This is a genomic window from Anaerocolumna aminovalerica, assembly GCF_900115365.1.
In the GTDB taxonomy this organism is placed as follows: domain Bacteria; phylum Bacillota; class Clostridia; order Lachnospirales; family Lachnospiraceae; genus Anaerocolumna; species Anaerocolumna aminovalerica.
The window spans coordinates 1-11,409 of sequence record NZ_FOWD01000069.1; the positions used below are offsets into that span (position 1 = coordinate 1).

9 protein-coding genes and 1 CRISPR repeat array are annotated in these 11,409 nt (G+C 32.9%); of the genes, 3 read left to right on the plus strand and 6 right to left on the minus strand.

Annotated features, from left to right (window positions below; translation table 11 throughout):
- Positions 1 to 231 (plus strand): transposase (locus BM183_RS20065; RefSeq protein WP_139221568.1); only part of this gene is annotated, 231 nt, incomplete at its 5' end.
- 228 nt (positions 232 to 459) lie between these two features.
- Here the strand turns inward: BM183_RS20065 and acpS are convergent.
- From acpS to BM183_RS20080, 3 genes are read right to left on the minus strand one after another with little or no spacing between them, the layout of a single operon-like run.
- The gene (gene acpS, locus BM183_RS20070) at positions 460 to 825 is read right to left on the minus strand and encodes a holo-ACP synthase (protein WP_091689332.1); all 366 of its coding nucleotides are present in this window, start codon (positions 823 to 825) and stop codon (positions 460 to 462) included.
- Positions 826 to 837: 12 nt separating this feature from the next.
- Complete coding sequence (locus BM183_RS20075) at positions 838 to 1,452, minus strand: hypothetical protein (protein WP_091689334.1); 615 nt, start codon at positions 1,450 to 1,452, stop codon at positions 838 to 840.
- A 41-nt stretch (positions 1,453 to 1,493) separates the two neighbouring features.
- Positions 1,494 to 2,174 (minus strand): redox-sensing transcriptional repressor Rex, encoded by a 681-nt coding sequence (locus tag BM183_RS20080; RefSeq protein WP_091689336.1) that lies wholly within the window; start codon positions 2,172 to 2,174, stop codon positions 1,494 to 1,496.
- A gap of 235 nt (positions 2,175 to 2,409) precedes the next feature.
- Between BM183_RS20080 and abc-f the strand changes: the two genes are divergently transcribed.
- The gene (gene abc-f, locus BM183_RS20085; RefSeq protein ID WP_091689338.1) at positions 2,410 to 4,404 is read left to right on the plus strand and encodes a ribosomal protection-like ABC-F family protein; all 1,995 of its coding nucleotides are present in this window, start codon (positions 2,410 to 2,412) and stop codon (positions 4,402 to 4,404) included.
- A gap of 56 nt (positions 4,405 to 4,460) precedes the next feature.
- Here the strand turns inward: abc-f and BM183_RS20090 are convergent, their stop codons facing one another.
- Positions 4,461 to 5,048 (minus strand): DJ-1/PfpI family protein, encoded by a 588-nt coding sequence (locus BM183_RS20090; RefSeq protein WP_170848101.1) that lies wholly within the window; start codon positions 5,046 to 5,048, stop codon positions 4,461 to 4,463.
- Positions 5,049 to 5,463: 415 nt separating this feature from the next.
- On the opposite strand from BM183_RS20090, the gene BM183_RS20095 reads away from it, so the two are divergent.
- Complete coding sequence (locus BM183_RS20095) at positions 5,464 to 6,156, plus strand: aspartate/glutamate racemase family protein (protein WP_091689342.1); 693 nt, start codon at positions 5,464 to 5,466, stop codon at positions 6,154 to 6,156.
- A gap of 161 nt (positions 6,157 to 6,317) precedes the next feature.
- Here BM183_RS20095 and BM183_RS20100 read toward each other — a convergent pair whose 3' ends face one another.
- The gene (locus tag BM183_RS20100; RefSeq protein ID WP_091689345.1) at positions 6,318 to 8,351 is read right to left on the minus strand and encodes a methyl-accepting chemotaxis protein; all 2,034 of its coding nucleotides are present in this window, start codon (positions 8,349 to 8,351) and stop codon (positions 6,318 to 6,320) included.
- Positions 8,352 to 8,713: 362 nt separating this feature from the next.
- Complete coding sequence (locus tag BM183_RS20105) at positions 8,714 to 9,994, minus strand: LysM peptidoglycan-binding domain-containing protein (RefSeq protein ID WP_091689347.1); 1,281 nt, start codon at positions 9,992 to 9,994, stop codon at positions 8,714 to 8,716.
- A 271-nt stretch (positions 9,995 to 10,265) separates the two neighbouring features.
- A CRISPR array of direct repeats spans positions 10,266 to 11,404; the repeat unit is 30 nt; unit sequence ATTTCAATACAACATCTGTTATTGTTCAAT.
- Positions 11,405 to 11,409 lie beyond the last annotated feature (5 nt).

An 11,409-nucleotide genomic window follows, 5' to 3' on the forward strand; every position in this document is an offset into this window, starting at 1 on the left:
TCTTTCTGGGACTGGGTGAAAACTGCTGAGAAATCTGGAATTCCTGAATTTGAAGAATGTGCAAAGACATACAGGAACTGGTCTGAAGGAATTTTGAATGCCTTTAAATATAAATATACCAACGGCCCTACGGAAGGCTATAATAACAAAATCAAGGTACTTAAAAGAATATCTTTTGGAGTCCGTAACTTTAAGCGTTTTCGGACAAGAATTATTCATTGCTCTATCTGATGATAACTGGACGACAAAAAATGAAAATGAAGAGGCTTATTTGGCATGCCCAAAAACAGGAATTATAGACACAAACATAAAAATGGTTCTAAATACAGTAATGGAGCAGGATTCAGAGAATCCCACCCCTAAACTTGACAAAGAGCCCTTTTATATTTTATTTATGATAGTCTTACAATGTTTCAGATAATGAATTGAGAATTTCAAAATGAAATCCAATTGGATTCATTATGAAGTACTTTCACCTACGGCAAAAGCACTTACATATTTATTTGTATTAGTAATGGAAACCCATACTCTGCTCATATTCATGGAACAAGCCATTTCTTTTGCATTTCCATACAGATTTACATATGGTTTTCCTAAAGGATCCCGTAAAACTTCTATTTCAATAGGAGCAATTTTCCCAAATCCAGTTCCAAATACTTTTGAAACTGCCTCTTTTACTGCAAAGTTATCTGCGAATTTCTTTGGTTCTGTTTTGCAAAGGCTTATTTCTTGCGGAGTGAAATATTTTATCTGAAATGCCTCTTTTTCACATACTTTTACTACACGGTCTATCTCTATTAAATCTGTACCGATACCAACAATCATGGTGACTCCCATCTATTCATTGTCAGGTTTAAATGCTTCATCTAAAACCTGTGTCAAATCCGGCCCCAGCAAATCATGCATATAAGAATAAATTTGATTATTTTCTGTTTCCATATCCTGCTTTTGTAAAATTTTTTCTTTCAGTTCATTGCGGACTTTATCAACCCATTGACCGATTTCATTAATTTCCCGGTTATTTTTCTCCAAAAGGTAATACCAGATTTTGGCGCTTTCTATAATCAGTTTTTCATTAGTTTCTTTGATGAGATATGGAATGTTTGCTAATTCTTCTTCCATATCTGCCATCTTTTCACTAATTTCTTTAATGTATTTAGGGTTTTTATCTAATACCTTATAACTTATATTCTTGGATACCTCTTCACTGGCTTCCATATTGTTTAGGATTTCTTTCATAAGCTGCGACTTCAGACCCTTTAGTTCTTTCATGTCATTGACTAACTTGCCCTGTCGTTTTAATAATTCATTTAATTCATATTCTATTTCTTTAATATGATTCGGTTTTTCATACTGCGGAAATAATTCATGCCATCTTTCATCTAATGTTAGAATAGGTATTTTCTTTCCTTTAAATACTTTGTGAAAATTAAGCCCCTCACGCAAACGCATTCCATACTTCCTTCCCTTTAGCCTTACTGAATGTAATTAGATTAGTTGCCTTTGTTTTTATTATCGGCTTCTTTTTCAAAAGGTTTAGTATTATCTTCACTTGCCTTTAAATCGTAAGACAATCTCATTAAGCTTTCTGCTAAATGTACATTTTCAACAATGACGTCAGGGGGAAGGTTTAAGTCAACTGGCGCAAAATTCCATATAGCCTTTATTCCTAACCCTACTACTTCTTTTGCTACTTGGGGAGCCTTTAATCTTGGTAAGGTTAATACAGCAATATGGACTGGATTGTTTTTAACAAATTTCTCCAGATTCTCTATCATCTGGATTTCAATTCCACGAATGGAGATTCCCTCTAATCTGGGGTTCGTATCAAAAATTCCAGTAACATAGAAGCCCCGTCTTTCAAAATCAGTATAGTTTGATAAGGCTTGACCTAAGTTACCGGCACCGATGATAATAATATTATACTTTCTATCTAAACCAAGAATTTTACCTATCTCAGTATATAAATATTCTACATTATACCCATAACCCTGCTGTCCAAATCCACCAAAATTATTTAAATCCTGTCTGATCTGGGAAGCAGTTACTTTCATTCTCTCACTTAATTCTTTGGAAGAAATCCGAACTACATCATTCTCCAGTAATTCACCCAAATATCTATAGTACCTTGGTAATCTTTTAATTACCGCTAATGAAATTTCCTTCTCTTGCACCGCCAGTTCCTCCTTAACCTGTGTAAATCTTACATCTATCCCACTTTACTAAATTATATTATATGGGATTGATATAAAATTGTCAAATTGAAAACACTTTGCTTTTTTAGATGTACTTTTTTGTCGTTAAGTTGCTTTACGAAACATTTTTCATATGTTACAATATATCTTATGGCAGGTTATTCTTCATATAAGAATACCTTGTTTTTTAGTATAACAAAGAATGGGTGTAATTATGATATTAGCATGTAATAACATTAGTAAAAGTTTTGGAACCACTCAGATTTTAGACAGTGTTTCTTTTCATATAAATGACCGTGAAAAAGCCGCTATTGTAGGTATAAATGGCGCTGGTAAGTCAACCCTTTTTAAAATTATTATGGGTGAACTGGCAGCAGATGCAGGAGAAGTAATCTTTGCAAAAGGCTGTTCTGTAGGATACCTTGCCCAGCATCAGGCCTTTTCATCGGAGAATACCATTTATGACGAAATCCTGACCGTAAAACAGGATGTAATCGACTTAGATAATTCAATCCGCAAAATTGAGCAGGAAATGAAAAATGTTACCGGAAATGAACTAAATCAATTATTAAACACATATACCCGGTTAACTCATGAATTCGAATTAAAGAATGGTTATTCTTATAAAAGTGAATTAATTGGTGTTTTAAAGGGTCTTGGATTTACTGAAGAAGACTTTAGTAAAAAAGTATCCACCTTGTCAGGAGGTCAAAAGACCAGAGTGGCACTTGGTAAATTACTTCTAAGTACACCGGACTTAATTCTCTTAGATGAGCCTACCAATCATTTGGACATGGAATCCATTGCCTGGCTGGAAAATTTCTTATTAAATTATAATGGTGCAGTTGTAGTCATTGCCCATGACCGTTACTTCCTTAATAAAGTAGTATCCAAAATCGTAGAAATAGAGAATACAAAAGCAACTGCCTTTGAAGGAAACTATTCTGCCTATGCAGAGAAGAAAGCCTTCCAAAGGGAGACCCTTTTAAAACATTATTTAAATCAGCAAAGAGAAATTAAACATCAGGAAGACGTCATTACTAAATTAAGATCCTTTAATCGTGAGAAATCCATCCGCAGAGCGGAAAGCCGGGAAAAAATGCTGGACAAAATTGAACGTATAGATAAGCCAATACTTCAGGAATCCCAAATGTCCATTCGCCTTGAACCACGGGTTATTAGCGGAAATGATGTATTAGCGGTAGAGGATCTAAGTAAATCCTTTGATACCCTTACTTTATTTGAACATATTCACTTTGATATCAAACGTGGTGAACGGGTTGCTATTATCGGTAATAACGGTACCGGAAAGACGACTATACTTAAAATGATCAATCGTCTTCTTGAGCCAGATTCCGGTGAAATTAAATTAGGTTCTAAAGTAAGAGTGGGTTACTACGACCAGGAACATAATGTGTTAGATTCCGATAAAACCTTATTCGATGAATTGCAGGATACCTATCCTCATATGGATAACACCTCTATCCGTAATGTACTGGCTGCCTTTTTATTTACCAATGATGATGTATTCAAACGTATTAAGGATTTAAGCGGTGGAGAGCGGGGACGTGTATCTCTTGCAAAGCTTATGTTATCGGAAGCTAATTTTCTAATCCTGGACGAACCAACCAACCATCTGGATATTACATCAAAAGAAATACTGGAGAATGCTCTTAACAATTATACCGGTACGGTTTTATATGTATCCCACGACCGATATTTCATTAACAAAACGGCTACTAGAATCTTAGACTTAACAAAACAAAACTTGTTAAACTATATCGGGAATTATGATTATTATCTGGAGAAAAAAGAGGAAGTTGAAAGAGCATATCTAAGTAATTCAAATCTTTCCTTAAATAGCACTATAACAAACAATATCCGTGGCATTGATATAATACAAGGAAATCTGACGAATGCGAAGGCATCTGCTGCTGTTCCCTCAGCTACAGAAGAATCTGAAGGCAAATTAGACTGGAAACAGCAAAAGGAAGAACAAGCCAGAATTCGTAAACGCCAAAATGAATTAAAGAAGACGGAAGATGAAATTCATCAGTTAGAGACACGTAATGAAGAGATTGATGAGCTTCTTACCAAGGAAGAAGTTTATACCAATGTATCTAAATTGATGGAATTGAATAAGGAAAAGAAGGATATTGAAAACAGACTGGAAGAATTGCTGGTTCTGTGGGAGGAACTGGCAGATTAGATAATGATAAAAGAACTGGAGCGTAAAATTACCTCCAGTTCTTTTATTCCATCTAATTATAAGTTTACTCCATACCATCCAGGTTGGAAATCCAAAGATAACATTTTTCCAAATTGTATTCCAAACTGTATAAAATTACAGCCTACGGAGGTTAATATATTATCATCTACAATATATGGTCCAATATCATCATAGTTCTCTCTTAACTCTTTTATATCAACCATGTTTTTCATTTGTTCCATTGTAAATCCTTCATCTACTAATTCTTCTTTTATTACCCCAGCCATAAATCTCCTGTTTTCTAACATTCCGGCTTTTAAAAGCAATATTGGTGAGCTTGATATACTGGCAATGATCATATCTTTGGAATCAAATTTTCTTAAGAAATTTAAAATTCTTTCTGAAGAGATTATATCTTCCAAATCCATACATCCTGGTATAAGTAAAGAGTCATATTCCTCTATTACAATCTCTTCAAGTATTTTAGTACATTTTGCGTGCAAATCTTCTTCACTAATAACCTCATCTTTTAAACCGAAAAAATCAAATTGCTTCTTTCCCTGGCTTAAAATTGATAATGCTACACTTAATTCATAATTGCTAAACAAATCAAATAATAATATTGCTGTTTTCTTGTTCTTCATAATCTGTCTTCCTCCTTGAATACAAAAAATAATCATTTGTCACCAAATGATTACAAAAAGAAACCTATATAAAAGAACAGAAAATTCTTACTATATAAAATAATTCTTATTATACAAAATTAATATTTATTTTATATAATAATTCATACATAATATAATTTCTAATAGGCACTTATTTGATAATCTATATTTGGTAACAAAAATACACTCCTTAAAGGAGCTATTAAAAACATATTTGTTATTAACATAGATTATTTGCTCATTTCAGCACCTCTTTCAAATTTCTAAGAAAATTCTACCATATAATTATCAATAATACAATGATTTAAGTTCATAAGTTTTAATTAAATGTTGTCCGATGAAAGGTTATATATTATTATGATTGTAAGCTATACAAATGATTGGAGGAAGTATGATGAAAACAATAGGCTTAATTGGTGGAATGAGCTGGGAAAGCACCGCTACTTATTATCAGATAATAAATACGGTTATCAAAGAGGAACTTGGAGGGTTACATTCTGCAAAATGTTTGTTATACAGTGTAGACTTTGCAGAAATAGAGGAATGTCAAGCAAATGGTGATTGGGAAAGAAGCGGCAGCATTCTTGCTAAAGCAGCAGAAAGTTTAGAAAAAGCCGGTGCAGATTTTATTATTATATGTACCAATACCATGCACAAGGTAATTGACCAGATTCAAGTTGGGATTCACATTCCTATTTTGCATATCGCAGAAGTAACAGCAGATGAACTGATTAAACAGAATATTCATAAGGTTGCTTTGCTGGGCACTAAATATACAATGGAGCAAGACTTCTACAAATCAAAGTTAATTACCAAAGGTATAGAGGTTTTAATTCCAGACACTGATGATATTACTAAAGTTAATACTATTATTTATGATGAATTATGCCGGGGTATTATTTTAGAAGAATCGAAAATGATTTATATAGATATTATAGATAGACTGTCTAAAAAAGGGGCACAGGGTGTTATACTAGGCTGTACCGAGATTGGATTATTAGTACATCAAAGTGATACCAATATCCCGCTTTTTGATACTACCTTTCTACATGCCAAACGGGCTGCTTTGCATTCCATCGAATTATAATAAATAAGCAGGGGCTGCTGCAAAATGATTGTTTTCAGATACGAATCACAATATCATCCTATTCTCTCTTGCAGCAACCCCTTATTTAGAATAAATCTCTGGCTACATACTCAATATAATGAAACTAACTTCACCAAATCCTTGAAAAACTCTAGTCTCTCTTAAAATTTAAATTGATTAATCTGTTTTATTAAATCCTGTGAAAGTTCTTTTAAATTTTCAGAATATTCTACAAATGTAGTAGTGGTGGCTGTAACCTCTTCCGTTGAAGCTGACACTTCTTCTGTGCTTGCACTGATTTCCTCAGAAACAGAGGATATGTTTTGTGTATGATCTACTATGCTGTCTTTTTGATGATTGATTTCCATTGTAGATGCTTCAATTTCCTGAACTCTATCATTTAAATCACATAAAGAATTAAGAATTTCATTAAAAATACTTTTTGTAGATTCAACGGATAAAATCTGTTCCCCTATGACCTGTTTTGTATCATTCATTGCTGTAACCGCCTCATTGGTTTTATGGTTCATATTGGATATTAGATTACTAATATTTTGTGTTGCTTTGGAAGATTGCTCTGCCAGTATTCTTATTTCATCTGCAACAACAGAAAAACCTCTGCCTGCCTCTCCTGCTCTTGCAGCCTCAATAGCAGCATTTAATGCCAAAAGATTTGTTTGAGATGCAATCTGATTAATTGTATCTGTAATTACATTGATTTTCTCAGCAGCCTCTTTCATATGAAAGATTATTTCATTTACTTTATTAGAAGATTGGCCTGTTTTTTCTGTTTTATCAACTAGAATCCCAACCTGTTCCAAACCTTTGTTTCCTAATTCTTTCGTACTGTTTGATAAATTCCCTACCTCTATGGTAGAATTTGCAACAGCCTCCAATAAATTGGCCAGTTCACCAATGTTTTGTGAATTGCTGTCTATATCTGCAGCTTGTTCCTGACTGCCCTTTGCTACTTCTTGTACAGTGGCTGCAATTTCATTTAATGCATTACTTGTTTCTTTTGTCATCTGAAAGATGGATTCAGAGGTTTCGTCTATAATGAATGAAGAGTCTTTTACTTTTTCCATTAATCCTCTTATTCTTTTCATCATGAGATTAAAGTTATTTGCCAATTCTCCAAATTCATCTTTAGAAGCAATTATGATATTTGCTGTTAGATCTCCCTCTGATGCCTTACTAAATCCACTTTCTAATTTTTTCACATTTTTAGAAATGTATCTACTGATAACAAATGAAATGATTACTGTTAGAATAATTATAACTAATCCTATTGATAGGGTACTATACATTACATTCCTTATATCCGTTAACAACTCGCCTTCCGGCAAAGATGCAATGCTTTTCCAGCCTGTTATTTTGTTTGTTTGGAATACACCAAAATGTCTGGCCCCTTCATCTATGTAATCCGAAAAACCTTCTTCTTTTTTAGAAATATCTTCCCATATACTAAGTTTTGTAATTGCATCTGTTCCTATCAAGGCAGCATCCGGGTGACTTATTAAAGTTCCATTAGGATGAAACAGAAAAACATGTCCCTGGTTACCTATATGGAATTCTGACAAAGTTTCTGAAAACTGTCCTAAATTAATATCAATACCAAATACACCAATAATAGTATCATTTTCAACCATTGCTCTTGAAACAGTTATTGTCATATCTTTAGATGTTTCATCAATATAAGGTTCAGACCATACTGCTTTTTCCTTATTATCCACAGCAGCCATATACCACGGTCTGGTTGTGGGATCAAATCCTGTTAAATCTGCTGCAGGGTAAATGATTGTTCTTTTATCAGGTGTTGAATAATAAACCGCCAAAATATCGGAATCTTGTTCTTTTACTTGTTCTAACGTTTTTAATAAATTATCCTCCGGACTTACCTCTGGGATTTTAGAAGAACTGGTTTTATACGATATTTCTCTTGCAGAGGGAAGGCTTGTAAGAATACTTGCTTGTCTTTCTAATCCAATAAAATAATTACTCACTAATTTATCCACTTGTTCAACGGATTGAGTACTTGTAATTTTTAATTCTTCATAAAGCATGTTGTAAGAATTGATATAGTTAGCTATACCTACTGCTCCGATGGATAAAATAGACATACAAGATAAAATCACCATAAGTTTCGAACGAATGGAATTAAATCCAAATTTGTTTGTTAAAAGTCTCTTTTTCATTGGTGTAGTACCTCCTTAATTTTATACTGGCTACATTAATCCCAAGGCAATCATATCACTGTATAATTATACAAATAATTACAAAAATTAAACCGCCAAAGGAGTAATAAATCTGAGCAGCTATTATAAAATTTTATTAATTATACATTACCTTTTAATAATAATGAAATTATATACGCAAACTATTCTTTTTTCAATAAAAAGTTCTATTTTATAAAATGATTTGAGTGTCATAAGCTCTTTGAGATAAGAACCGAAACCACATCTTTACATTTACTTTCTGAAAATGCAATATGTGGTATCAATTTCCTCAACAAGTCTTAGACACTCATATACAGTGGTTTATAATATAGTTTATCTATTCAAAAGGTCAATCTATTAATGTTATACCTGCTGTTAATAATTAGCCACATTTGTGCAAAAAAGCTCATGATATTCCAAACTGCTATACCATGAAAATTATATTCATTCATTAAATTAAGTATACCATCAATACCTCTGGCATCTTTAAATAATACCAGATACTCATATGTTTTTACATAATGAAAATATGAGGTTTGGGAAACATCATCATATTGAATTGTTGCACCAACTTCTGCTGCCAGCTCTACCGCATTCTCATGGCTGATGGCATTAGCCTTTGTTTGACCCTCAATATAGGGAAGCTGCCATACATATCCTATAATTGGTATTCCCATAGTAATTCTATCAGTAGGTATTTGGGCGGCTGCATAGTCTATTAACTTTCTTACTGTTACAAATGGTAAAATACCGATTGGAAGTCCATAAGAGAATCCCCATGCATAAGACAAAAGAACAATACCATTTGCTGCTTCTCCCAGACCTTTATAATCAATACCTTGGTAAATGATTCCTGTCTCTACCTCAAAGGAGCTAGGCGTAATGGTTTCAAATACAAAATATCCCTCTTCATTTAGCTCATTGGTTACTCGTTTAACAAAATCTACAAAACGCTCTCTGTTTGAGGGATGAATATATTGAAAGTCAATATTTAATCCCAAATAGCCTTTCGATTCCATCATAGAAAGAATATTCTTAATTAGATTTTCCTGTGCCTCTTCATTATTCAATATATTTTGTTGGATTGAAAGGTCCTGTTCTCCTCTTTCTGATACCGTGGATATTAACATGATAGGTGCTACATCATAGGCTTTTGCTATTTGTATTATTTCTCTGTCATCTATGTCATTTAAATTACCCTGTGCAGTTATTTTATAATTAAAAATCGTTAAATATGTTAGGAAAGGCAGTGTCTTTCTTAATATATCTCTATTGATAAAGGGATAGGTATACCCATTGGTTGATATGTTTCCTATTTTAGGATCTTTATAACTAATTACTAATTCTTCTCCCGGGTAAATATATTCTCTATCTGAAAGAAAAAAATTATTACGGAGTAATTCCATTAAAGAAATTCCATATGATGCAGCAATTCCTTCTAATGTATCACCTTCCACAACCGTATGGATTACTTCTGGGTAAAGAATCACCAAAGCATCCCCTACTACCAAGTTGTAAGGTCTTCTTAATCCATTTTCCTGAATTAGCCTTGTAACTGATATACCATATTTAGCAGCAATGGAATCCACTGTATCTCCGGATTGTACAACATATATAATCATATATGGCCTCAATTGATTTGTTATATTAATTATATGTTGGCTTGTAACAATGATAGACTAAGTTTCGGAAATAAAGGTGGTTATTAATAGAAGCAAGTTGGTTTCATTCATTGCTTTAGCTGTATTACTGATTATAATTAATTCAAAAAGGATTCTATATCCTTTTTATTCAGGAATCTGATATCGTTGATATCGTTTTATTAATTAATACCCTGTTATTGTTCAACTATCTAGCTCTGCCTGTAGGGCTGTAGGGATGAAACATCTTGGTATTTCAATACAACATTTGTTATTGCTCAATATACCAGGAGAACCTTTTCTTTCGGTCGTCCACTATTTCAATACAACATCTGTTATTGTTCAATGGGTACTGATAATGCAGGAGTATTCCTGACAAGGGAATTTCAATACAACATCTGTTATTGTTCAATTAGCAGGCTATAGCACAACGAGCGTTAGTTCAGTAAAATTTCAATACAACATCTGTTATTGTTCAATTCGCAACCATATATGCCTTTATCGCGACACATTTGATTTCAATACAACATCTGTTATTGTTCAATACACGTGCAAATAAGTATTCGTGTGGCGCTTCTACATTTCAATACAACATCCGTTATTGTTCAATCGGGTGCCTTCAAGAATATGACTTCTGGTATAAAATTTCAATACAACATCTGTTATTGTTCAATCCAAGAAAACTGGGAAATTGTTAAAACCATATGAATTTCAATACAACATCTGTTATTGTTCAATGGGCTTAAACTTGAAAATGGACAATTCTTGGGCGGATTTCAATACAACATCTGTTATTGTTCAATCAATCCGGATACGGTATTCTGCAACTCTTTTAATATTTCAATACAACATCTGTTATTGTTCAATTACGGTCCATACATCTCTTTTATTACGGTAATCCCATTTCAATACAACATCTGTTATTGTTCAATAAATATGACAAATCAGAAGAAACAGAAGTAATTACATTTCAATACAACATCTGTTATTGTTCAATCACCATGTATTCGGAGGTAGTAATCGCAAATTATCATTTCAATACAACATCTGTTATTGTTCAATGATATGGGGTGGTGGCTATCAAAAATCAGGAATACCATTTCAATACAACATCTGTTATTGTTCAATGATAGAGGATGTTGGAGATGTTGGCATGTTTGAAAGATTTCAATACAACATCTGTTATTGTTCAATATTAAAGAAAAATTCATTTCCAGTCAATCCTTCGTATTTCAATACAACATCTGTTATTGTTCAATTTCAATCGGTAGACTTTAACCAAGTAAAAACAATCCTATTTCAATACAACATCTGTTATTGTTCAATGGTTAAAAATGCAAAAAAATATCCATTAAATAATTAATTTCAATACAACATCTGTTATTGTTCAATTTCAA

Coding starts and splice junctions, on each gene's coding strand:
- acpS (WP_091689332.1), bottom strand. CDS start 825: ATGATTGTTGGTATCGGTACAGATTTAATAGAGATAGACCGTGTAGTA.
- BM183_RS20075 (WP_091689334.1), bottom strand. CDS start 1,452: ATGCGTTTGCGTGAGGGGCTTAATTTTCACAAAGTATTTAAAGGAAAG.
- abc-f (WP_091689338.1), top strand. CDS start 2,410: ATGATATTAGCATGTAATAACATTAGTAAAAGTTTTGGAACCACTCAG.
- BM183_RS20090 (WP_170848101.1), bottom strand. CDS start 5,048: ATGAAGAACAAGAAAACAGCAATATTATTATTTGATTTGTTTAGCAAT.
- BM183_RS20095 (WP_091689342.1), top strand. CDS start 5,464: ATGAAAACAATAGGCTTAATTGGTGGAATGAGCTGGGAAAGCACCGCT.
- BM183_RS20100 (WP_091689345.1), bottom strand. CDS start 8,351: ATGAAAAAGAGACTTTTAACAAACAAATTTGGATTTAATTCCATTCGT.
- BM183_RS20105 (WP_091689347.1), bottom strand. CDS start 9,994: ATGATTATATATGTTGTACAATCCGGAGATACAGTGGATTCCATTGCT.